At 40.4% G+C, this 25,391-nt stretch carries 22 protein-coding genes; all 22 read right to left on the bottom strand.

Annotated features, from left to right (window positions below; genetic code table 11):
- Positions 1-258: 258 nt before the first annotated feature.
- The 22 genes from FYJ75_RS11405 to cdaA all read right to left on the bottom strand — a co-directional run bounded on the left by FYJ75_RS11405 (position 259) and on the right by cdaA (position 25,350).
- Entirely contained in the window at positions 259-1,044 is a 786-nt protein-coding gene (locus FYJ75_RS11405) for a glycosyltransferase family 2 protein (protein WP_154430577.1), read from the bottom strand.
- A 25-nt stretch (positions 1,045-1,069) separates the two neighbouring features.
- The gene (locus FYJ75_RS11400; protein ID WP_154430576.1) at positions 1,070-2,020 is read right to left on the bottom strand and encodes a glycosyltransferase family 2 protein; all 951 of its coding nucleotides are present in this window, start codon (positions 2,018-2,020) and stop codon (positions 1,070-1,072) included.
- A gap of 28 nt (positions 2,021-2,048) precedes the next feature.
- Positions 2,049-2,570, bottom strand: coding sequence for a GtrA family protein (locus FYJ75_RS11395; protein WP_154430575.1), 522 nt, complete (start codon positions 2,568-2,570; stop codon positions 2,049-2,051).
- Entirely contained in the window at positions 2,563-4,404 is a 1,842-nt protein-coding gene (locus FYJ75_RS11390; RefSeq protein ID WP_154430574.1) for a hypothetical protein, read from the bottom strand. Before FYJ75_RS11390 ends, FYJ75_RS11395 begins: the two co-directional genes overlap by 8 nt.
- Before the next feature lie 77 nt (positions 4,405-4,481).
- Complete coding sequence (locus tag FYJ75_RS11385; protein WP_154430573.1) at positions 4,482-5,756, bottom strand: hypothetical protein; 1,275 nt, start codon at positions 5,754-5,756, stop codon at positions 4,482-4,484.
- 2 nt (positions 5,757-5,758) lie between these two features.
- Entirely contained in the window at positions 5,759-6,682 is a 924-nt protein-coding gene (locus FYJ75_RS11380) for a class I SAM-dependent methyltransferase (protein ID WP_154430572.1), read from the bottom strand.
- 8 nt (positions 6,683-6,690) lie between these two features.
- A complete protein-coding gene (locus FYJ75_RS11375; RefSeq protein ID WP_154430571.1) occupies positions 6,691-7,971 on the bottom strand; it encodes an ABC transporter ATP-binding protein in 1,281 nt (426 codons plus the stop codon).
- Positions 7,972-7,986: 15 nt separating this feature from the next.
- Positions 7,987-8,781 (bottom strand): ABC transporter permease, encoded by a 795-nt coding sequence (locus FYJ75_RS11370; protein ID WP_154430570.1) that lies wholly within the window; start codon positions 8,779-8,781, stop codon positions 7,987-7,989.
- 9 nt (positions 8,782-8,790) lie between these two features.
- Complete coding sequence (locus FYJ75_RS11365; RefSeq protein ID WP_195839000.1) at positions 8,791-10,005, bottom strand: glycosyltransferase family 2 protein; 1,215 nt, start codon at positions 10,003-10,005, stop codon at positions 8,791-8,793.
- The gene (locus FYJ75_RS11360) at positions 9,989-11,191 is read right to left on the bottom strand and encodes a glycosyltransferase family 4 protein (RefSeq protein ID WP_154430568.1); all 1,203 of its coding nucleotides are present in this window, start codon (positions 11,189-11,191) and stop codon (positions 9,989-9,991) included. Before FYJ75_RS11360 ends, FYJ75_RS11365 begins: the two co-directional genes overlap by 17 nt.
- 68 nt (positions 11,192-11,259) lie before the next feature.
- On the bottom strand, positions 11,260-12,234 hold the full coding sequence (locus FYJ75_RS11355; RefSeq protein ID WP_195838999.1) for a glycosyltransferase family 2 protein: 975 nt from the start codon (positions 12,232-12,234) through the stop codon (positions 11,260-11,262).
- A 39-nt stretch (positions 12,235-12,273) separates the two neighbouring features.
- Complete coding sequence (locus FYJ75_RS11350) at positions 12,274-13,212, bottom strand: glycosyltransferase family 2 protein (protein WP_195838997.1); 939 nt, start codon at positions 13,210-13,212, stop codon at positions 12,274-12,276.
- A gap of 34 nt (positions 13,213-13,246) precedes the next feature.
- Entirely contained in the window at positions 13,247-15,373 is a 2,127-nt protein-coding gene (locus FYJ75_RS11345) for a sugar transferase (RefSeq protein ID WP_154430565.1), read from the bottom strand.
- Positions 15,374-15,394: 21 nt separating this feature from the next.
- Positions 15,395-16,717 carry a hypothetical protein gene (locus tag FYJ75_RS11340; protein ID WP_154430564.1) on the bottom strand — a complete coding sequence of 441 codons (1,323 nt, stop codon included), beginning with the start codon at positions 16,715-16,717 and terminating at the stop codon, positions 15,395-15,397.
- A gap of 13 nt (positions 16,718-16,730) precedes the next feature.
- The gene (locus FYJ75_RS11335; RefSeq protein ID WP_154430563.1) at positions 16,731-17,789 is read right to left on the bottom strand and encodes a glycosyltransferase family 2 protein; all 1,059 of its coding nucleotides are present in this window, start codon (positions 17,787-17,789) and stop codon (positions 16,731-16,733) included.
- A 7-nt stretch (positions 17,790-17,796) separates the two neighbouring features.
- Positions 17,797-18,792 carry a glycosyltransferase family 2 protein gene (locus FYJ75_RS11330; protein ID WP_154430562.1) on the bottom strand — a complete coding sequence of 332 codons (996 nt, stop codon included), beginning with the start codon at positions 18,790-18,792 and terminating at the stop codon, positions 17,797-17,799.
- Positions 18,793-18,818: 26 nt separating this feature from the next.
- On the bottom strand, positions 18,819-19,658 hold the full coding sequence (locus FYJ75_RS11325) for a glycosyltransferase (protein ID WP_154430561.1): 840 nt from the start codon (positions 19,656-19,658) through the stop codon (positions 18,819-18,821).
- A gap of 10 nt (positions 19,659-19,668) precedes the next feature.
- Positions 19,669-21,048: a sugar transferase gene (locus FYJ75_RS11320; protein ID WP_154430560.1), complete on the bottom strand. Its 1,380-nt coding sequence runs from the start codon at positions 21,046-21,048 to the stop codon at positions 19,669-19,671.
- A gap of 13 nt (positions 21,049-21,061) precedes the next feature.
- Positions 21,062-22,738, bottom strand: a complete 1,677-nt coding sequence (leuA, locus tag FYJ75_RS11315) for a 2-isopropylmalate synthase (RefSeq protein ID WP_154430559.1) — start codon at positions 22,736-22,738, stop codon at positions 21,062-21,064.
- Position 22,739: 1 nt separating this feature from the next.
- Positions 22,740-23,003 (bottom strand): HPr family phosphocarrier protein, encoded by a 264-nt coding sequence (locus FYJ75_RS11310; protein ID WP_328596932.1) that lies wholly within the window; start codon positions 23,001-23,003, stop codon positions 22,740-22,742.
- 27 nt (positions 23,004-23,030) lie between these two features.
- The gene (locus FYJ75_RS11305) at positions 23,031-24,479 is read right to left on the bottom strand and encodes a CdaR family protein (protein ID WP_154430558.1); all 1,449 of its coding nucleotides are present in this window, start codon (positions 24,477-24,479) and stop codon (positions 23,031-23,033) included.
- The gene (gene cdaA / locus FYJ75_RS11300) at positions 24,445-25,350 is read right to left on the bottom strand and encodes a diadenylate cyclase CdaA (RefSeq protein WP_154430557.1); all 906 of its coding nucleotides are present in this window, start codon (positions 25,348-25,350) and stop codon (positions 24,445-24,447) included. Before cdaA ends, FYJ75_RS11305 begins: the two co-directional genes overlap by 35 nt.
- Positions 25,351-25,391 lie beyond the last annotated feature (41 nt).

The following is a 25,391-nucleotide window of genomic DNA, read 5'->3' as shown; positions in this document are numbered from 1 at the left end:
TTGATGACGATTTCGGTGAAGAAGGTTTCTACATCTTCTAAACTGACAATCGTTTATTTGTCATGCTCGCCTTTGTGCGGGCTATTTTCAATTCAACAGAACGCCAAAGGCGATCTTTCCTATAAAGTAAAAAAGACAGACATAACTCTGCCTGCCTTTGCATGCTACCCGAATGTTCTCTCTGTAGCAATTATACTATGCAATTGTATCTCACGCAATTCTTTTCTTAAGATTTCCTTAATATTCCTTAAGTATTTTTTAATTATATGTGTCATATGCCCGTTTATAAAAGTGCATAATAATTTTAACCATCCAGTTTGGCCAGAACTTCTGGAACATAAAGGTGTCGTCTGCAACTCTCTTATGATCTACAATAAATTCCTTACTGGTTGCACCATCATGTACACGATAATAAGTTAATGGTTTTTCAACATATGCAAATACCCCCGGGATTTCGGAGAATTTCAGGAAAGTATCCCAGTCAATATTAAACTTTAATTCTGATGTGAAGAAAGAATCCCCCAATACTTTCTTGTAATAAGTGACGGAAGGACAACAAATGGTATTCCCCAGTGAAAGAATCTCTCTCTTCCAGAATCTCGTTCCAGCAAGTTTATTATACTTTAATGGCTTACGAAGGAAACGACGAATCTTGGAATTAATATCTCTCGGTCCGATCTGCCCATTTTTAATCGGAATATAATCTGTAACAAATGCGATCGGATTCTTTACACCTTCCAGTTTCTTACACATTTCTTCTACATAATGTTCATTGTATTCGTCATCCTGATGTGCAATTGTCACCCACTCTGTTTTAGCCTGGTTATAAGCAAAGTTCCAGTCATCCCGAATGTCGCTTTTGCCATCCCGCACATACAATGGAATATCGTATTTTGCAGCCATATTCTTAATGAAATCATTTGGCGTGGATGTTGCCATGATAATATTTGTCTGAACAGTCTGATTCTTTAAAGACTGAATACAGTCCTCCAGAAACTCTGATTCTTTATATGCACATATTGCAAATGTATGATCTATTTTCATGATAATTGATTCTGCCTTCCATTCTCTATTTGAGGAATTCCTCAATAATATATCTTGGTCTTTCTTTTGTTTCCATGTAAATCTTACCGATATACTCCCCAATTACTCCAATTGCAAGTAACTGCAGTCCTCCGATTCCCCAAATTGAAACAACGATCGTTGCCCAGCCCGGTGTTGTATTACCAAGGAAGTAACCAATTGTATAATAAACAAGTAAAATAATACTGATTACGAATAACGTAATTCCAAGTCCTGTTATAAAACGAATCGGCTTAATACTAAGGGATGTAATCCCGTCCATTGCAAATGAAAGCATTTTCTTAAGCGGATACTTTGATTCTCCTGCAAAACGTTCATGACGCTCATATGTCACAATTCCGGTCTTAAAACCGATCATTGGAACAATTCCTCTTAAAAACAGATTAACTTCTTTGTATTTTGCAAGTTCCTGAAGTGCCCGGCTACTCATAAGACGATAATCAGCATGGTTGAATACTATTTCGACTCCCATCCACTCCATCAGCTTATAGAATCCTTCTGCTGTGAATTTCTTGAAGAATGTGTCTGTCTTTCTGGCACTGCGCACTCCATATACAATCTCACAGCCATCATAATACTGCTGCACAAACTGATCCAGCACTTCAATATCATCCTGAAGATCTGCATCCATGGATACCACCATATCACATTCGTCCTTTACTGTCATAAGACCAGCCAAAAGTGTATTCTGATGTCCACGATTTCTGGAAGATTTAATTCCAAGTACCAGCGGATTCTTCTCATGAAGTTCTGTAATAATATTCCATGTCCGGTCTTTGGATCCGTCATCCACAAATACCATACGGCTTTCATCCGAGATTAATCCGTCTGCTATCATCTGATTTAATTTTACAGTCAGACGATGTTCTGTTTCATGTAATACTTCTTCCTCGTTATAACAAGGAATTACCAGATATAATTTTTCTTTTCGTTCCATAAAGCCTGTCCTCTACATAATTATATTGCTATGCTTTTTTAAATGCCCAAAACTTGTTAATAATGAAATTCAATGGAACACTAATCAATAAATTGATGATTGGTGCAATAAACTCAGATATTCCAAGAATCTGAACCCACAATACTAATAATATACTACTTAAAAACAGTCCCGTAAAGGAATATGATACATATGTTTTTAATAAAGACTTCCAAAGAGAACGCTTCTCTCCTTTTTTCAATTCAAAGACATATTTATTATTCCAGTAAAATGACCAGAGTACGCTTAAAATAAATTGAATCACCTGCGCTACGATATAATCTATTCCCGTAAGAATCCCAATGCCCCTAAAAATCAAAAGACAACCTGCATACAAAACATAGCTGATGATCGTGTTCGATACTCCAACAATGCCAAATTTTACAAATTGCAAAAAAGCCTCTATGATTGTTTCATCTAAATCCTTGTGTATAATTCGGAATAGAATTTTCAAACACCATCGTACGATCTTCTCAATTAAATTCCAACACATATTTCCTAATTTATTCATCTGATGCCTGTTCTCCATATCCTTTCACCTGATTCACATGGTTTTGCCACTCCTCTTCAGACATGCTCTTCTTCAATTGTTGTGCATACTGCGAAATATCATAGTAATACCATTTATCATCTGCTGATACAATATCTGGTTTTCCAAATATCTGATTCAGTTGTGACGTCAATTCTGTAAATTCATCTTCTGTGTAAGCACCTGAATTTATAAATATGCCCTCAAATCCCATATAACTTAAGCTATCTACCATGTCATTCACATTAAGTTGTGAAACGTAAGCATTCCATTTCAAAGAACGTTCTCCTGAAAAGGCTCCAAAACTCCATTTCACTTTTGTTGAATACAAATACGGCTGTAAAAGTTCATTTGGATTCATATTGTTAATTCCAGGTCCTGGTGGATATTCCCAATATGGAAGCTGGTAAATCATTGCTCCGTCTGGAACCATCTCTTCAAGTTCTTCTACAAATGATTGTTGCATATCACACGCCTGAATCTGCGCATTATTGTCAAAATGATGCCATTGCACCTGGTTCCATAATGTTACCACAAGGGCAAGGCACATTACAAATTGAAATAATATTTTTGACAACATCGTCCCATGTTGTTTTATCCAGTTATATAACCGCTGTAGAAGCAGACAAACAGTATAAATAGACATAAACGCAATGTATACGCTGATACGATTGGTACATCTGACCATGTCCGTCACAAAAAGGAAGAAGACCACTCCCAATCCTCCAATTGCACCATAGAGAATTGCACAAATTGTCATAACGGACATCATTTTGATTTCCGATTTTTTTACATTTACAAACAATGCAAGAAAAAGAATGATACATCCAATCACACCCAACACCCCTAAATATTCCGAGGTTTCTGTCTGGCAAACTGCAGATGCATTATACGCTGCCAACACATTATCAATACGTTGGATTCCAGTTCCTTTCGTTGGTAAAAACAATCTCACTATTTTTAAGGCATAAATTTCTGCATCTCCATAGGATCTGAGCGATGTCATTACTGAATTTTTTCCTTGCAGAACATCAATTACATAACCGCTAATCGTTACTCCCATACAGATAAATGTAGTTACAACCTGACTCAAAAACTGCTGTATTCCAAGAAATGATCGTCTTTCAACTGTTTTATATATTCCAGCCACCATAAAAAAGAAACATGCAAATACGGTATAATATCCAATTCCACTGTTTACAATAAGTATCGAAAATAAAATCACTGCCCAGTTTCTTTTATAATGGAAAAATCCTTTTCCATATCTGGCCACTCGGTCATCTTCAAAAATCCATAGGCAAATAAGTATTGCCAAAGGAATTGTATATATTGGTGTCAGCATCATATGTGAAACATTTCTATAAAACACATAAGTCAGAAAAGTAAACGAAATCGTTCCAACAATACTAATTCCCGGATTAATCTTACGTACCCTTAACACTGCATATGTTACTGCTGAATTAATATAAAACAGTAAAATATAAGTCAAATTCTGTGCCATAAACACACTGCCCGTAAGATACACAAGTGCCATAGATAACAAATGCACATCATTAAATAAGTAATAGGAAACATTCGATGATCTGTCTGTCCCAAATGGCGCCCCAAGAAATTCGCTTGATTTCCAACTGCCTGTATCATACGACATTTTAATTTCAGCCATATAACTGGTGTCATCTCTTCCTGTATTAGAAAGCGGATATTCTATATGAAATCCACCAATATGAAACATTGCCAGAAGAACAACTGTGACAATCCCCCATACAATCAAAAGACCACACATGGAAGATATCTTATCCATTTTTTTCTTTATCATTTTCTTGACCTCGTACATTTCTCAAATAATCTGCTCAAAAAACTCCCCGATGGCTTCCACCTCCAGGGGAGTTTTTACTAATGTTTTTTTATTTTGCGAAGCGGTTCTGTAATCTTCCAACTGGTTGAATTCAATATATCGTTATATTGTCTCTCTGCCTCTTCTGCTCTTCTTTGCAGATTCTCATTTTCTTCTTTAATCTTGCACAGCTCAGATACGTAGCATTCTGATTTCAGTGATATCTGCAATGTCAATTCATGATAGTCTTTATGAGCTACGACAAACCATGGATCCGGCACATTAAACACGTATACATGTTCTCCACAGGATGTTCCGTTGCAATCCATTCTGGAAATCATATCATCCTTACGCTCATTCTGGAAACTGATAACCTTCATAACACAGGATTCTTTTCTCGGATCAATACGTACACGAAGTGCATTCTCAGGAATATTTTCGATTTGAAGTGTTTCAACACCTTCCTCATCAATTTTTGGTGTTGTATAGTATGAATTTTCATGGATAAATCCCTCACCATAATCAAAATACACCTGCATTAATGGTTCTTTTTCTTTTTTGTAACACTGCTCCATTTCGTTGATATTATATGTCGCAGCACCCATTGTCTCATGGAGTTCTCCCAATGTAGTCATTCCGGATGAAATATATTTCTGGAAGTGTTTTTCCATAGCAACATATTTGATTATGTCGTCCTGCCTGAATCCCAGTGAATCAAAGATTCCTTTGTCGACCATCTCAATACTGTTCGGGCTGGTATACACATAATAATGTAACGCCCGGTAAAGGAGGAAATCAATCGGAACCGGGAAATCCACTGTCCACTCATAATCAATCAGTGTTTTCTCCTGCCCAGATACGATTACATTTGCAAATCCATAATCAAGATTGTTGGCTTTCCCGCATTTTGTATCTTCCGGGAAATCATAATCTCCAAACATCTTTACGAATTCTTCTGTTTTGCTATAAGTACAGTCCGAAGAGTGTTCCCGGATCATTGCAAAATATTCCCGGATCATTGCGAGCATATTTTCATAACCCTCTTTTTCAAAGGTACGATGAAGTATCTTCTCCATATCCTCGCCCTCCACATACGGAAAGCGGATCTCACCGTCAGCTTCGATATATGGCTGAATCTTCATCTTCTGTTCCGGAAACATCTGACTCAGACTGTGATAAGCCTGTTTGATATTTTCAAAATGCTGCTTTCCATCTGCAGACATTGGTCGTTTCACAACCCACTGTTTCTGTGCTTCATCGATTACAATACTGGTTTCAATGGCGTATCTGGAATCTCTTTCATTCGAAAATTTTGAATAAATTAATTTCTCCATCACTATTCTCCCACTCTGGCTTCTACCAGGAAAGAATTGGAAAAGAACGGGAACATCCCTTCTTCCAATACCTGATCAAATACCTTACTCTCATCAAACATATATATCTTTTCTCTGTCAAAATTGAGATTATTCCGGCTTAATTCCCCTTTTTTCGGCAAATAGTCATCTGAATAGATTGCCATTGGGAATTTATAATCCGGATATGGATAATAAAATGTCATGTCTTTATAACCAGCACGACCGATCAAAGCTTCCAGTTCTTTTCTTCCAAACGTGTAGACACCTTTTACATCATGATATCCTTCTACACCTTTAAAGAACCCACCAACGTGATCTTCCTGACATCCTGCCCAGTATTTCATTCCTAATTTATTTTCAATTGCAATATAAATACGACCGTTTGGTTTCAAATGCTTTTTGATAATATTTAAAAATTCATAGTAAGAATCTTCCGACTGTATATAGGAAGCTCCATATTCCAGCACTCCAATCAAAGTAATACAATCATATTGTTTTGGCAGATTCGGTTCAATGACCTGGAAATTTCCAACCATAATTTCAATATTGTCGCATTTCTGATTTCGATATGCGTTGATCAAAGAACGTCTTTTGGACAGATCAATACAAGTCACATGTTTTGCTTTGCGTGCCAGTGTTCCTGTAATTGCTCCACAACCCGCGCCGATTTCAAGTACTTCATCCTCTTTTCCGATCGGCATACTTTGTAAAATATTCCCGCGAATATGTGACAAATGATATAAAATTGGCCAGTTCTTGCGTTCCGCTATGATCTGGTTATATTCGTCTTCCTGATGTTCTTTCACAATCTGAAGGATCTCATCTTCCACGTCTCCATCGCTGTAGAAATCCTGTCCCTCATAATATTGATAATTTACAGTTACTTTCCCTATCTGTTCTGTCATTTCACACCTCAACCCTCAACTATATTAACTTCTGAGTTCATATCAAAATATCCTACAGAATTCTTTTTTGCAACAACATTCAGATTCAGCAGGTCATACAATCTGTGATATACCGTGAAAGTTCCCATCTTAAAACCGGTACATCCAAATGAAATAAGATAATCACCACCCTGAAGATTCATGTTCTGCTTAAATTCAATCGTCTTTATCTCTCCGGCTTTGCATTCCATATCTTCTATGCCTTCAAGCTGAGTATTGGTTCCAGTAATCTCAGTTCCTTTGAGATCTTTGATGGTAAATGCAAAAATTGGAGCATCAACATCCTGTGTAAACTGCACTTTCATTTTAATGGTACATTCTGTATTCTTCTCTATGGTATTACTGAGTCTTCCGTTATGATCAACAATGGCGAAATCCACTATATTGACTTCACCATTCCCATAGGATTCATGATTTGGATTCAGATTAAATGCTTTCTGCCAAAGCTCTCCCTCTTTTAATTCTGTAATATGAAGTGCTTCGGTCGGCTTAGCCATGTCCATAACTGCATCGTGTTCCTGTACAAGCAGTTTCTTGTACATGTTGATCATGTCTTTTGGCTCACCCTCTGCCAGTTTATCACCTTTATTCAGAAGAACAACACGATCGCAGTATTTGTTAATAGAACTCAGATCATGACTTACGAAAAGAATTGTTTTTCCATTCTTTTTAAATTCTTCAAATTTGTGATAACACTTTGCCTGGAAGAATACGTCACCAACAGACAATGCCTCATCAACGATCAAGATCTCCGGATCAATATTGATTGCAACTGCAAATGCCAGACGTACAAACATACCACTTGAATAGGTTTTTACCGGCTGATTGATGAAATCCCCGATATCTGCAAAATCAAGAATATCCTGCAATCTCTCATCGATCTCTTCTTTTGAAAATCCAATCATTGTACCATTCAGGTATACATTTTCCAGCCCCGTATATTCATTATTGAAACCGGCACCAAGCTCAAGCAACGCTGAAATTCTTCCGTTTACTTCAACATTTCCACCTGAAGGATTTAAAACGCCTGTGATAATTTTTAAAATTGTGGATTTTCCGGATCCATTTGTTCCAATAATTCCAACCGTTTCTCCACGTTTTACATCAAATGATACGTCATTTAATGCATAATGTTCTTTATATTTTTTCTCTTTACTAAGCCCGAGTGCTTCTTTAAAACGATCTGATGGCTTATTATAGAGCTTGTACATCTTGCTTACATGATTAATCTTGATTGCAATATCTTCCATATTTCCATCCCTCTGTTACAGTACATCTGCAAAGTGCAGTCTTAATTTCTTAAATAAATGTGTACCAATCGCAAATGCTACTATGGTAAATACCCAGAAATAAATCGTATTTCCCGGATGCTCCCAGAATCCAACCTTATTGATCAGTGAGTCTCGATATCCCTGTACAATATAATATACCGGATTCAGTTTCAGCAGATTCTTAATTGTATCACTGACTTCCATCGTATCGATATTCCAAAGAATTGGAGTCATCCATACGCCTACCTGTAAGATGATATTGACGATCTGTCCAAGATCCCTGAAAAATACAACAAGCGGAGCTGTAATATAGGATAAACCAAGCACCAGACAGAATAAACCTGCTGAATAATAAAGGATCTGTAAAGAATATCCATCCGGTAAATATCCATATAATGCATACATGATCAGTAAGAACAGGATAAAGAATACATGTACAAATACCGCTGAAATTACCTTTACAATCGGTAAAATATCAATATTGAATACGACTTTTTTTACGAGGTAACTATAATCGATCAGTGCATTCGTTCCTCCATTTAATCCGTCTGAAAAGAAGAACCATGGAATCAGACCTGCCATAAACCAGAGTGCAAATGGGAAATTTCCTACTGACTGACTTCTGAGTCCGACCTGAAATGCAAACCAGTATACAAAAATGGTAATTAACGGCTGTATAAAAGCCCATACGATTCCAAGAAAGGATCCCGCATATTTTGTTTTAAAATCATTGAATGATAATTTCGCAATCAGCTTACGATTGCTAATAATCTCTTTGATATAACTCATAATATTCTCCTACTGTGCCTCATAATGAACATCATTATTTCCACGTAAAATCTTCAGTGAATCCATTGTTCCTTTACGTTTCATTGGATCTCTATGCCGAATTCCAAGATAATACTGCTGAAGGAAATACTTCCAGTATGCTTTCTTAGAAACATTCTTTCCAATCATTAAAAGTTTATTCCGATATACATGATACGTAAAGAATGGGGACCACTCCTTACTGCTTCCTGTATGAATGTGACGAACAATTGAATCCGGACAGAAAAGTATTTTCTTTCCAAGCTTGCGAATACGCAGTGACAGATCGGTATCTTCATAATACATAAAGAAACGTTCATCAAAGCAGCCCGCTTTGTCAAAGTCCTCGCGTAACATCATAATGGATGCTCCACATCCATTGGTGAGTTCATAACTTTTCTGATATTTTTCACTGTCTTTTTCGCAGAAGCCAATATCAAATCCATCATAATCCTGATTAATTCCAGAACCGGCATTCTGAATCAGACTATAGCGGAATTCCTGAATTTTGGAATTATCTAATTCCAGCAACACTTTTCCACTTTGTGCCTCTACACTCTCTGTCTCGCATTTGATCTTAGAGCCAGCCGGAGCGCTTTTTACTTCAAATTCAAACTGATAATCCGACTGTGATTCCAGCCCCTCTATCAATGGCACACTGATTTCTGTATGTCCAAAACAAACCAGCTGGTCCGGTTCATATAACAGATTCTTACAGAATTTACTGTCAATGGTATATTCCTTACCATTAATGCGAATCTCTTTATTCAGAATGACCTTATCCGATGTTTCAAATGTAAGCTTGATAAAATCATAAAAAAACAAAAGCTTAGAGTTGGCCATTCCACATTCCGGGTGTTTCTGCATGAAATGATACAGATTTGTCAGCCATTTTGGATCTACTGCCGTATCATTGTTCAAAAGAACGACATAACGTCCACTGGAAGCTGCAACACCTGCATTATTTCCACCTGCAAATCCTTTATTTTCTCCGGTTTCTACAATATTCAGATTACATTTATCCTTATAATTCTGCTTCAGATATTCTACAGAGCCATCGGAGGAATTATTATCTACAAATACGACCTCAAATGTAAAATCATCATGCTCTAATCGGATCAGTGAATCAAATAACGCATCAATATATTTTTTACCATTATAATTTACTAATATAACAGATACATCATAATTAAATGTGTAATTCATGGAACACCTCTTCATGACGGCGATAGAATTCTTCGATTGAATAATCTTTCGCACGTTCTACTGATATTTTGGCCATTTTTTCTCTTAAAGCATCATCCTGCGCAAGCTGAAGTGTGTATTTGATGCATTCTTCCCCGTCGTTCCAGCGGAAACCATTGACACCCTGTTCAACCGTTTCTTTCTGTCCGCCTTTATTGATTACAACCGGAACAGCACCATAACTCATTGCCTCTACCGTTGTAATTCCAAAATGCTCCATCTTCTCCGGCTCTCTGTTCTCGTCAATTCCATATCCAGTGCCATGCCAGAAGATCTTTGCTCTACTGTAGAGATCCATGAGTTCGTCAAATGGACAGTTCTCATGGATAAATACATTATCAACCGTAGCAGCAAGCGCTTTGATCTTATTTAAATATTCGATATCAATTGGCAGATTGGAAACCGCACCTGCAAGATGGTATTCATAGTCTTTCAGCTCATCGTGATGTTTTACAAAGAACTCCACCATCTCCAGCTGTTTCTTACTATGTGCTGCCACAAAGAATCTTCCAACACTTACAATGATGTTCTCTTTCTTGCTTTCCACATATCTTCCCTCGATCTCATCCTCATTAAAGACTGGAGGATAGATGCAGGTTTCTTTACGATCTGGCTTCCAGTAGGTTGCAAGCCAGTGCTGCGTAAATTTAGAGTTTGCAATCATTGACTGATAACTGTGGAAAAACCGGAAATCAAAATATCTTCCGACCATCTTCTGCCAGAAGCTGTCCTGCATCTCTGTTGCAAAACGATGTGGCGGGAACATGCACTGATAGATATTCACTTTTGCTTTTCCCATATGTTTGCTTAAAAACATGAAGTTAATAAACAGATCATATTCTTTTGTGATTGCCTCGATTGTCTGTTTATTATGCAAAAATTCGAGCTTTGTCATTGGTTTTTCAATATCAAGTTTACGAATTTTTGTTTTCTGCAGATTCAGGCCGAACTGTCGATTAATATCTTCGATTGTCACATAATCCTCTGCATGTATATCTACTTCATTGTAATTGTGAACAAGGATGTCAATTGATACATCGTAATTGTAATACTGCTCAATAAACTGACACATATATCCCATGTGTTTTTCTCCGCCACCAAGTGTCGGAATATAGGGATTTAATACCAAAACTTTCTTAATCTGCATATATTTGCCTCTCTTTTTTTAACACAAATAACCAATCTACTCTAACATTAATTAAAAAACTTGTCAAATCAGCCCCAAAGTACCAGTCCTACTTTTCTTGAGAATCCGGTCTTTTTCACATCTTTTTTCTGATAAAAACAAAGTCTTGCAATTTTGTTTTTCTTTTCCAGATTACCATACTCATGAATCAATGGATCCTGTTCCAGATGAAAGCTTTGTTCCAGTTCTCTGGTCTGAATCCTTGTCAGTTCCAACGAACGCTTAATATCCGCAATGTTCTGAAGACGTTTTCGAATATAGCCAGCGCTTCCTGCTTTCTTGGCTCCCACACTGTTATCCTCATGCTGCCTGTAACATATCGTTGGCTGAGGTATAAAACGGATCTGTCCAAACCGCGCTGCTATGATTGCCCCCCACCAGTCATGCATGATGATATGCTCAATATTCTGATACTGAAGCATCATATCTTTTAATCTGCGATTTATCATCATTGTGCAGCCGGTCACTACATTCTGAATGATCATCCTGCTTAATTTTGCATCTTTACATGCCAGCTGCTGATACGAGCTCATCGTCTCCGCAATCGTATTCAGCTTTCCATCCACAACACGAAGTTCCGTAAATACAAGTAGCGGTATCTCTTTCTCCTGATTTCCGCTGTCTTCGTACTCCTGTTCCAGCTGCTTCATCGCCTGAAAGGTTACCTCTACTTTCTCCGGAAGCCACACATCATCCTGATCACAGCACATCAGATACGGTGCATCCACACAAGACAGCAGGTAAAAGAAGTTCTTCTTGGCGCCTCCTGTGGATATTCCATCTACTTTTACAAATTTCTGTGGATATTTTGTTGTGTATTCTTCGATCACCTTCATGGTCTGATCCGTCGATCCATCATCATGAATGTAAGTGACCCAGTCCTGACAGGTCTGCGACAGCAGGGAATCCAGCTGGTCTCGCAGGTACTGCTCTCCGTTATAAGTTGCAAGCAGAATTGCAATCTTGTCTGTGTGATATCTGACGTTTTCCACGTTATTCTCCATATGAGTTCCTCTTTTCCACATTTGGAATGTGATTCTCCACTATTTCTGGTCTGAAAACTTCTTTTTCCAATATCCCGGATTCGATGTTTTCTTAAGAATGGTCTCCTGTGACATGGAGGCAAACTTTTTCCCGGCCCTGTTGCCCAGGAATTTGGCTCCGCTGTCAAACACGCACCAGATCATGGAACCGATCCTGCCTTTTTTTAGCAGTTCTTTCTCTATATATAGCACCATTCGGATTCCTTCTCCGGTCGAACTTCCGGATTCGATCTCATCCTTATGGGTCTGCAAAAATACCGATACATCAAAGTTCCGTTTGTATTGCTGTGTAAGCGTATATTTGTGCGAATGATATACCTTCGCCTCTGCGCAATATCCAATCGCATAGCCGTGCCCGAATGCTCTCGATGCCATTAACATGTCCTCATTCGTAAGGATCGGGCTCTCAAATCCGCCCATTTCTTCGAAAAACTCTCTTCGATATGCTGAACAGACATCCGAGAAAAAGTAAGCCTTGATCCCAAGTCTTGCAATGTCTGCTTTCGTCCGCACAAAGCTGTCTGCCGGATAATTAAACCGTCTCGTCAGCTTTTCGATCGGCGGTGCCGTGACTCTTGCAATCTGTCTCGCCGATGTCATGACCACCTGATCCTGTTCGAGGCTTTTTACCATTTCCTCAATATAATGTTCATTGACTGGAAGTGCATCCTGTGAAAGGAAGAAGATATAATCTCCGGTTGTAAGTCCTGCTGCAAGGTTCCTTGTTCCGCCATGATCGAATGTGCTTCGCTTCACTTTGTGCACGCGAATCTGTTCCTGCTTGGCGATCGCACAGGTCTGATCCGTTGATTCTGAGTCTACGATCAGTATCTCCTCCGGAACATGTGTCTGTGTTTTCAGTGCATGGATCAGTGGCGGCAGATATCCCTCTGCATTTAAGGTTGGTATGATAATACTTACTGTTTTTGTTTTCTCCACGATACTTCCTCCGAAACCGTATTCTCTCCTGCTTTTATTCTGCCCCGTCCCGTTTGATAACAGATATTACCGTGCGGAATAAGATCTTAATGTCAAGCCAGAGTGAACGATTATCTACATAGTACATCTCCATTTTCTGACGTTCCCCACTTTCGTAGGTTGCATTATTTCTGGCATATGCCTGCCAGTAACCGGTCAGTCCAGGTTTTACCGAGAGCAGTTTGGCAACCTGTCTGCCATAGATTGCTGTTTCTTTTGCAACGATCGGTCTTGGTCCGATCACGGAAAGATCTCCCTTAAAGATGTTAAATAACTGCGGGAGTTCATCCAGGCTTGTCTTTCTTAAGATATTTCCGATTCTTGTAATTCGCGGATCGTTATCGATCTTGAACTCTTTTTTATACTGTTCGAGCTGCTCCGGTGTAAGGATCTTCTCCAGATCTCCGACACGCATTTTCATGCTGCGGAATTTGTATACGGTAATCTTTTTCCCGTGATAACCGACTCTCGTGTGTCCGTAAAATACCGATCCACCGTCTTCCCAGCGTACCATGATCGCCAGAATCAGAAATACCGGTGAAAGTATGATCATTCCAAGCAGTGATGACACAATGTCAAAGGCTCTTTTTAACACTGCATACACCGGATTGCTTTTTCTTGTCTGAAGTTCCGGTTCGTCATAATCTTTCTCGTACACAAGTGGTGCTTCATCTGCCTGTATATCAGCCAGAAAAGCCATTTCGTCTTCAAAATCCACCGAATGATCTCTGTAGATTCTTTTGCTTGTGAATTTATTTAAGAGTGCTCGTCCAATGATCTGAAGATCCAGCCGTGTGCTGTATTCCTCAATATAATAATCGTCACACTCCTGCTGCAGTGCTTCGATTCCTCTTTCTTTATAATAAGCTCTCCAGAATCCGGTCACACCAGGTTTTAACCGGAGACCTTTTCGCTGTTCCTTGGAATAACCGATAAAATCCGGAAGTGAAGGCGCTTTTGCTCCGACGATACTCATGTCTCCCCAGAGCACATTCCATGCGTTTGGCAAAAGTTCGATTCCAAGTGCCTTGATCACTCTTCCCACTTTGGAGTATCGCGGATCTTTTCCGATGGAGCCATCCATTTTCCATACCATATAGCGTTCCTGTGCATCGAGATACATGGTGCGGAATTTATACATATAGAAACGGCGTCCATTCTTTCCGACACGGACGATTGGCATGATCGTATGTCCTTTATCGCCTTCGATCCAGTGCGCAAGTGCGAAAAACGGCCATAATATCACAAAAAGGACGGTTCCGATCAGTCCGCCGATCACGTCCATCAGACGTTTGAACACGAGTTCTCTCAAACGGTAATATTTACCGATCCAGCTGACAACTGCAAATTTTCCAAGATATTGCAGCTGTCTGGAGCCGGAATGCAATTCATACTCATCGATGTTCAGATGTATGGTCTTGCCCATACTCCGGACATCATTGATAAATTTCTTATACTGGAAACAATAGTATTCCGGAACATGCAAAAATACCGAATCAATCTCAGAGGTCGAGATCAACTCCATCAGATTGCCTGCATCCGCAACAACCTCAATCTTATTGATTTCTTCTCCGATCATATTCTTATCTAAAATTGCGATGCTGGAGATTCGAAAATACCAGTTTCTTGTTTCTTTGATGCGTTTTATGACGCGCTCTGCCTGATCCGATGTTGTGACAAGCATGATCTTCTCGTTTGCCCCGGATCTGTGATAACTCTTCATGATGATACGTTTGAGCCACTGACGTACAAAGAAAACAAGCCAGAAACTGATTGCAAAGAACCAGATCATCTGCTCTCTGGAATAATATTCTGCTGATTTGGTAAAATAGATAAACAGAGCTGTAAGTGCAACTGTATATGCAAACATCTTGATCAGCGCAAGAATCTCCTGTGCTGCATTTCTTGCTAACAGATTGTCATTGACAAAAAACAAAAGAGAGACGATACCATAGGCTGCCATCTCAATCAAAAACAGTGTCAGGTATCTTCCCTCCGGATAGAGAATACCGGTACGGAATCCACCGAACTTGATCTTATTGGCAACTGCATATGCGACAAACATGACGATAACGTCCAATGCAAGCTCTATATATCGTACAATCCATTTCTTTGAATCCATTGATTATTCTCCATTATGTGATTACTTTTGATGTATTTTTCTTTCCCAGTTCATGTCTGCAAACATGCCCAGAATGAACGGATTAAATGCCATTTCAAGCATATGCTGTTCCATAAAGCAATGTAATGCGATCAGAAGCATTGCCAGATACAGCATGCATCTCTGATAGCGGACCGCACGGTTTGCAATGATGATCATCATAATAAGCACCACGATCAGGATTGCGATTCCATAGATCAGTGCCATCCTGAGATAAGAGTCATCTATAAAGAAATAATGTTCTCTTGTCTCGATCGAGCGGCCGTTTCCAAACTCTTCGACATGCTGTCCGAAGAAACGGTATGCATAATTGGCGATTCCTTCTGCACTGACAGAAAGACGGATACTTAAGATCTGGTCCAGTTTCGCCCAGAATGCGCTTTCCGGCCGATACAGATGCACCATGCCGATAAAAAGTGCTGCAAAGAATACAGGTGCCAGTGTCAGGAACCGAAGAAGTCCATTCCACCATCCTGAAGGGGCATCTGTACATTCCAGAACTTCCTCTGATGTCTCATATGGGGACTCATCTGCAAACCGGTTTCCGGTAAATGCATCTCTCCATGCTTTCTGCTGCGGCTCCGCCGGTGCATCTTCCTTAAAATCTACGACAATGACCGGATTTTTCGCCTGTTCCAGTCTCCTTTGCACGATCATGACAACGATCATACCGATTGCTGCAAGTCCGAGTGTCATCGTTCCGGTAAATGCACTGCATGCTTTATAGACAAATACTCCAAGCGCTCCTACGATCACGATATCTGCAATATGGATTCTTCGATTATTTACGCACAGTGCTGCCATTGCCATATAGAATACATGTGCTGCGAAATCTGTCGGATAGATTGTTCCAAAGCACTGACGTACCCCGCCTCTTACCGAAGGATATACGAGGTTTTCAATCATACCGGTCTGGGAGCAGATCATAGCTGCTGCAAGAATTACAAAGCTGACTCCGAAAAATACTTTTAATATCCGGTCAAAATGTATATTCTTTACTCCTACGATCAGAAATCCTACCTCAAACAGGAAGGAATTATCTCCAACCACTGCTGCAATCACAAATGCGGCAAGAACCACACCTGCACAGATCAGTTCTTTTTTGCTGTATTTGTTGTTGAAACAAAGCATTGCAAGGGTGTATACCATGATTGCAAAATACAAAACAAGCCCTGTTTTTGGCGGCCACTGGATATTAAACATCGTTGCATCCAGAACATCATGCGCCACGATCACCCCATATATGATCAGATATAAATTCTCCCATCGTCTGTTGTTGCTGTAGTCTAAACTGTTCTCTCCCACTTCCGGCTCCTTATCAATAATAGATTTTTCTGTCTACATGAAATCCTTTTTTTACGAATTTTAACATTTTTGAAAACTGATTGTCATAAAAGTCATTGCTCATATGCAATCTGTTAAAAAGCCTGAATACTTTGTATTTATTTTTGATGCATCCATAGATATATGGACTTTCTTTCTCGATCTTCCGGTTGATGTCTTCTACGACCGGACGGTATTTCTTCTTATCTTTGCTTTTGATCAGTGCAATCTGATAATAGCTTGCAATAAACATGGATACCTTTTTTGCCCATAAGTCTCTTGCACCTTCCGGGCACTCCGGAAGCTTCTTTTCGAATGCGATCATGCTGAATATGATCTTATGGAAATCCGGAAGTTTCTTTAACTGGCTCTCCGCTGCGATGCTCTGGTTCACATCTCCGATCCGGTATACATAAAGTTCTTCCTCAACCAGCTGAATCTTTGTTGCACGGCACATCGGAATCGTTGCGAATTCCTGATCTTCATAAAATACATGCTCCGTCAGCTTATAATTCTGCTCCCGGTAGAACTTTGTCTGGTAAGTAACTCCATGGAAAGACATTCCATAATAAACCTCTCCAAAGATCTCCATGATCTCAGGAATCGTATATAATTTGTTCTTATCTTCCGAAGGATTATGTATATCCCTTGGAATATAAGACTGTGTGATCAGATCATAATTCTTAAAGCTGGATACGACCACCTCTGCCTCGGACTGCTCTAAAATGTCCATCATATGGGAAAGCGCATCTGTTACGACCCAGTCATCCGCATCCACACATTTGAAATACTTTCCGGTGACATGTTCCACGCCCACATTAATTGCAGAGCCATGCCCGCCATTCTCTTTATTAATGATCTTAAAAGTCTCCGGATACTGATCTACATACTTCTGTGCAACTGCAACACTGTTATCCGGTGTACCATCATTGACAACAAGAACTTCAAGTTTTTTCATCTTCTCTTTGTCATCCAGAATATATGTTGGCAGTCCCTTATCCAAAAACTTTTCCGCATTGTATGTCGGTATCACAATTGATAATATCTTTTCCATAATTTCCTCACGAACGTTTCATAAGCTTATATAATTTCACAGCAAACGGGAACAGCAGATAGCTGCTGTGCCGTATTGCCCAAATGCTCTTCTTGGTCACAGCCTGATAAATTCCCGGGTAGTTTTCCCGAAGCTGTGTATCAAATCTTTTCATTTTGTCATACACACCAGCTTCGTCTCCCATTGCAAGATAGATCTGATACTGGTTCTGCACGGATAATGCGATTCCGCGCTCCAGATATTTCTTCTTGTACTGCTGGATAAACTGGTGGTCAATATAATATTCAAATAATGAATTGAGCACCTGCATATGATCTTTCCGGTGCCGCTTCATCGATTCAATATCCACACTCTGTCCGTTTCTGCCAAGACGGTACATGTATACAAAGGTTGGATCATAATATACATTTTTACAGAACGGGATTGGATACAGAATGTATTCTGCATCCTCATAAAATACTTTTTCATCCACACGGATATTGTTTTCTTTGAGAATATCGGTCCGGATCGTCAGGGAATGGATCTTAATGATCGGTTCGCTGACTGCTTCCGCAAATCCCCATTCTTTGCCGTAATGATATTTATTTTTGCATGCATAGCGCTCTTCCAATATCTGATCCGTTCCATCCTGTACCAGGCGATAGTTGGAAGCTACGATATCTGCATTTGTTTTCTTTAATGTATGGATAAACACAGGCAGATTTCCTGTTTCTACCCAGTCATCCCCATCCACGACTTTGAAATACTTGCCCGTGGCGTGCTCGATTCCATAATTGATGCCGGAGCCATGTCCGCCATTCTCTTTATTGTATAAGGTAAAACTGCTCGGGTATTTCCGGCAGTATTTCTCTGCAATCTCAGATGTTTTATCCGTTGATCCGTCATTGATGATCAGGATTTCAATATCTCTTAATACTTCTGCATTCACAAATGATGACAGGCATCGGTCCAGATATTTTTCAACATTATAAGACGGGATTACTACGCTTAATACTTTTTCCATGTCCATCTCCTCTCTTATTAATGAATCTATCTCCGTAATATCCGATAGAAACGCTTCCGTAACTGATTCGGTGACGCTACCATGGCTGTTGTGACCATACAGGCTGCCAGATACTGTGGAAATGTTGTGATTCCAAGCTCATGCTGCATTTTCCGCAGTTCCATGTAACGCTTCCAATATCCTTTTCCTCCGCGTTTTCCATAAAAATCTTCATTCGTACGTGCTTCCACTAACACTTCTTCCAGGTTATCCAGCTGATAGCCTTTTGCAAGCACCCTGATCCAGAGATGATAATCTTCAAGATTCGGGAAATGTACATAATTTCCAGCATCCAGTATGGCACTCTTTCGCATCATAACGGTCATATGGTTCACAGGATTCCGGTATCTTCCGTAAGTTCTCACATTTTCGGTTCCGGTTGGCATATGCTTGATGTGCCGCTCGGTCTCTTCATCGTTAAATTCTTCGATCGCGCCTCCGACCACCGCCGTCTGTGGATGTGTTTCCATATAGTGAAGCTGCGCTTCCAGACGCCCGGTTCTTGCGATGTCATCCGTGTCCATACGCGCAATATACTCATTTGAGCATAGTTCCACACCTTTTGCAAGTGCACGCCCCAGCTGTACATTCTCGTCAAAACGGTAAGTAACAAAACGAGGGCGGTTAAGCCCCTGTTCTCTCCGTCTGTCATCTAAAAGTATCTGGTATTTCCCGATCATATCAAGAAGTTCCGGCGTGAGCGGACCGTCCTGGATGAGTACAATCTCATCTGCAGGACAGGTCTGTGCTAAGATACTTTCCATCGCAGCCTGAAAATATTCAGTTTTCTCTTTCTGATAAATTGACATTAAAACGGATATTCCCATGACGCCTCATTTATAAATCGTGTTTTTTTAGTGCGGTAATCTGAGTCTCATCAACGCCTTCTGTATTCTCTTTGATAAAGAGGATCTTGATCGTCAGAAGGATCAGCTTGATATCCAGCCAGATGGAATAATTCTCGATGTATGTGATATCCATCTTAAGCTTATCATATGGCGTTGTATTGTACTTTCCCCATACCTGGGCATAACCGGTAAGTCCGGCTTTGACTTTGGTACGGAATGCAAACTCCGGTATCTGATCCATATACTGGTCAGCGATCACCTGACGCTCCGGTCTCGGTCCTACCACTGACATGTCACCTTTTAAGATGTTGAATAACTGTGGCAGTTCATCGAAATGGATATTCCGGATGATATTACCAACCGGTGTTACTCTGGCATCGTCCTTGGCACAAAGGCGTGCACCTTTGTCCTCGGATTTCGTTGTCATACTCCGGAATTTGATGATCATAAATGGCTTCTGTCCACGTGTCAGACGTTCCTGTTTATAGAACACAGGGCCTCCGTCATAAAGTTTGATTGCGATCGCAATGATCAGCATAAATGGTGAAGCCAGCACAATTCCAATCAGTGAGATTATGATATCCATGGCTCTTTTGAAAAATCTCTGGTCAATGGACAGACCGTTATTTCTGGAAAGGTATAACGGTGTATCAAACAGATGGATATCGTCTGCCCCTCTTAACATGATATCTGTAATCTTCGGAGTTACGTAGGTACGAATTCCCTCTTCATAACAGTGCTTCATAATGTCGTTACGCACTTCAGCCGGAAGATCACAAAGCACGACTGCCTTATAATCATCAATAATCTGATAAAGCCGGTTCAGTCCTACGGTGCAGCTTACTGTTCCACAGATATTATATTTATCTTTTCTCGTATTGATCTTGGCGATCAGATCATCCGGTGCATACTGTCCGTATACAAGGATCATCTGTCTCGGCGGATACAGCATCTGATATGCTTTACGCACCATAATATTCCACAGCACGATAAATGCTGCTTCTATGACTGCTACGTTAATCAATGGAATCGGATTAACATAGTCACGGCAGATCAGACAAAGCTCTAAAAAAGCAACAATATGTCCAAGCACAAGTGCCAGCATATTCGATAAAATGATATCCGTTACACGCATATATCCGATGCGGTAACCTCCGAACACTTTGGTAAAGAAGAAAATGATCAGGATATACATTCCGATCACAGCCCAGTTACCTCTTCGGAAATACTGGGAAACAAGTCCGTTATCCATCTCCCAGCTTGCATAATAGTTATACCACACAAGTCCGAACAGGACTGCGTCTACGATCAAGGTTACAATATTCGCTGTAAAGTTCAACAAATGCTTATACTGTTCTCTTATTCTCATTTTGAAATAGCTCCTAGTAATTCTCCATTTCCGAAAGACGGTTCAATGCGGAAAACATGGCACGGATTGATGCTCTTGTGATGTTCGAACTTACGCCAACACCAAATGTTACATTACCGCTTCTGTTATCTCTCATCTGAATGTAGCAGGCTGCCTTTGCATGGCTTCCCTCACTCAGTGCATGTTCATCATAATTTAAGATTGTGACATCCACACTTGGTACGCACTGGCGTACTGCGATCTTGGCAGCATCGATTGGTCCGTTGCCACCTGCCTCGGAATGAATGTCTTCCCCTTTATATTTAAAGTCCAGAGCCACTCTGGTGTCATCGTCGTCCTGATCATCCTCCACACGGAGTGATGTGAACTCAAACGGCTCTTTTAATTTGAGGTAATGCTTCTCAAATGCCTCCATGATACGGGAAGGTGATACTTCTCCGCCTTCTTTTTCGGAAATCTTCTGGATGACATCTGCGAATTCCCTCTGCATCTCTTTCGGAAGCTTATAACCATATACGGTATTCATTACGAATGCGACACCGCCTTTACCAGACTGGCTGTTTATTCTTACAACCGGCTCGTATTCGCGTCCTACGTCTGCCGGATCGATCGGAAGATAAGGAACCTCCCACCATTCCTGCTTACGTTCTTTCATTGCCATCTCACCTTTGTTAATGGCATCCTGATGGCTTCCGGAAAAAGCAGTAAATACAAGTTTTCCTGCATATGGATGACGCATTCCGACGGACATCTTGCAGCATCTCTCATAAACATCAATGATCTCGTTGACGTTCTCCAGATTCAGCTCTGGATTGATCCCCTGGGAAAACATATTATAAGCAACGGTAAGGATATCCACGTTACCGGTACGTTCTCCATTTCCAAACAGTGTTCCCTCTACACGGTCTGCTCCGGCAAGAAGTGCCAGTTCAGTTGCCGCTACACCGGTTCCTCTGTCATTATGTGGATGTACGCTTAAAATAATGTGATCACGATCTTCAAAATGTGTGCTCATCCATTCAATCTGATCTGCATACACATTCGGTGTGTTCATCTCCACAGTTGCCGGAAGATTGAAAATGATCGGGTTGTCATTGGCATGATCCCATTCTTTCTGAACAGCAGTACAGATCTCGAGTGCGAAATCCATCTCCGTTCCGGTAAAACTCTCCGGAGAGTATTCTAACTGCAGATTGCCGTCAAAATTCTTCATGCGTTCTTTGACCATTCTGGTTCCGTCTACGGCAATCTGAATGATCTCCGGACGATCCATATGGAATACCACATCTCTCTGAAGTGTAGAAGTGGAATTATAAATGTGAAGTACCACATTCTTGATTCCCTGAATTGCTTCAAATGTACGGTCGATCAGGTTCTCTCTGCACTGTGTCAGAACCTGTACTTTGACATCATCCGGAATACGGTTTTCTTTGACAAGTTTACGTAAAAAATCATACTCAATCTGTGAAGCCGCCGGAAATCCGATCTCAATCTCCTTAAATCCAAGTTTTACAAGAAGATCGAACATCTCCATTTTCTCTTCTACGTTCATTGGTTCGATCAGAGCCTGATTACCGTCTCTTAAGTCTACGGAACACCAGATTGGTGCTTTTTCGATTTCTTTGTCCGGCCACTGTCTTTCCGGATAATGTAAAACCGGAACTCTCCGGTATCTTGTGTAATTTAACATCTTATTCGCCTAATCCTTCCTCAATTGCCTTTACCAGTGATGCAAGCGCTTCCTCTTCGTCTTCTCCGTCGCAGATCAGATTGATTTCATCTCCGCTTTTAATGCAGGCTCCAAGTACACTCAACACACTTTTTGCATTTGCCACATTATTGCGATATTCAAATGTGATAAGACTTTTAAACTTCATTGCTTCTTTACATAAATTACCTGCCGGTCTTAAATGCAGACCTGTTGGATTCATAATCTTTATTTTCTGACTAACCACTCTTTTTCTCCCTTATCTGTGTATTATTTAATGACCATTTGTTGTGGAATCGCTGCCTGTACTATTGTTATTGTTTGTTCCATTGTCTCCGGTCGTTTTGGTGTCATCGCCTTCTCCAGTCGTGTCTGTCGTGCCGTTTCCGGTATTATTTCCAGTACTCTCACTGTTAGAAGTTTTGTTATTATCATCATTGGATGGCGTTGTAGTTGTTGTTCCATCCGACTTTCTGGTGATCGTAACATCGGTTGTTGTCGTCTGCTGCACAAACTTATCCGCATCTAATGTCAGCGTAACATTGACGGTATGTGTTCCCTCTCCAAGAGATGACACATCAATGCTTCCTTTAATGCTGTTTGCATTCAGCGAAGACAGATCGCTGGACATACCACTGACCGATGCATTAACGGTTGACTGTCCAAATGCCAGATTGTAATTGTCATCCAGCCCGTTCACAGAAATATTGGAAACCGGAATATTATAACTCTGTGTCGTATATGGTTCAATCCGGATCGTAACGGAAACGGTTGCCTGTGAATTCTTGGTCAGTGACACGCCGTCCGGAAGGTATTCTGAAATATCAATGCTTGTCGTGATATCTTTATTCGCTCCATCCACATTCAGCACCTCAGCCGGGATCTCAAGAGAACTGATCGGATTCAGCACAGAAGAACTTCCTTTAATCTGAACCGTCTCCGGATCACTGGTAATCTCTACAACGGAATACGTATCCGCCGGTGTTCCACTTGTATTGAAATGAATCGGCACTTCCTTTGTACTCAGGATCTTGGCGGATACGGTCACTGTATTGCTGCTCAGTGTCAGCTTGGTCGTATCCACTGTTTTACCCTCTTCATCATAAAATACCGGCACAACATTGTCCGAAATATCCACTGACATTCCGCTTACATCGATCGTTGCTACCACTTTCGAAATCTGTCCGACCACAGATGCAGGGCCGGAAACTTTAATCACATTCGGATTGGAAACGCTTACATCTCCCAGCGTAAATCCATCTGCCACCTTTCCCTTGGTGTCTGCGGTGATCACGAACTGTTTCTCCTGAAGATCTTCCAGGGAAACCTTCAGATATTTGGTAAGTCCGCTGACTTTGACAGAGGACGTATAATTATTGACTGAAATGGCAATCGGAACGCTTCCTTCCGTTCCATCATCGCTTACATTCATCAGACTCATATCTGCAATCGCAGTAAAATCCGAATAGTCCAGTTTCTCTAAAATGCTTCTCTTCGCCGTAACGCGAAAACTTACTGTTCCAGTTCCGTCGATCACCTCATAACACTTGTTCATATCCGAGATCGACTGTGCATTCTGGATGGTTACCGTTGCAGTAAAATTCTTGCTGGAGCTTGGATCATCAATGTTATAGACTACAAGCCACATAGCAAATGCAAACAATACAGCCAGAAGCTTAAAACCAAGGTTATTCGTCAGCTTTTTTAGTATCTTTTTTAGCATTTAATAACCTCCTTTTCAGCAGTTCAAGGCGTGTTGCTTCATGATTCCGGTTCTGCATATATTTCAGTTTGTCGCGCAGGAAGTCAGCATCTACATTATGATAGATCTGACCGCGCATTGCCACAGAGACCTTTCCTGTCTCCTCGGATACTACGATCGTCAGTGAATCGCTTACTTCGCTGACTCCTACTGCTGCACGGTGTCTGGTTCCAAGATCCTTGGATAATGTCAGACTGTCCGAAAGCGGCAGATAACAGGTCGCAGATACCACTCTGTCCCCGCGCATAATCACCGCACCATCATGAAGCGGTGTATTCTTCTCAAATATATTGATCAAAAGCTGACTGGATACGAGCGCATCTACATCAATTCCGGTACGGATATACTCGTCTAATTTGATGTCATCTTCAATTACGATCAGTGCTCCTGTCTTGACTTTTCCCATTGCATAACTTGCTTTTACCAGTTCATCAATGGTACGATCGCTGAACTTGGCTTCATCTGTCTTATTTAAACTAAACAGATTGCCAAGAATATTCCTGGTACCAAGGTTCTCAAGTGCGCGTCTGAGTTCCGGCTGGAAAATGATAACCAGTGCGATCACACCGACATTAAAGGTATTCTGTGCCAGCCAGAGTATCGTATTCATCTGGAAAATTGCCGCTACCAGTACAAAAATCAGGAGCACGATAATTCCTTTAAACAGATTCCATGCCCGTGTGTTTTTGATCCACAATAATACATGATAAAACAGGAAAGAAATAATCAGGATCTCGACACAGTCTGTCGGTCCGATATGGATATCCGGCAGATTATAGTTGTTGTGTATACTTTCGTTAAACATCTGAAGTGTTTCAAATATACCGTTCATTTTTCTCTCCTTTCTCACAATTTTCCAATTCTACCGCAGGT

Origin of the sequence: Roseburia porci, from assembly GCF_009695765.1 — a bacterium.
GTDB classification, from domain to species: Bacteria; Bacillota; Clostridia; order Lachnospirales; family Lachnospiraceae; genus Roseburia; species Roseburia porci.
This window is presented reverse-complemented; position numbering and strand designations above follow the sequence as displayed.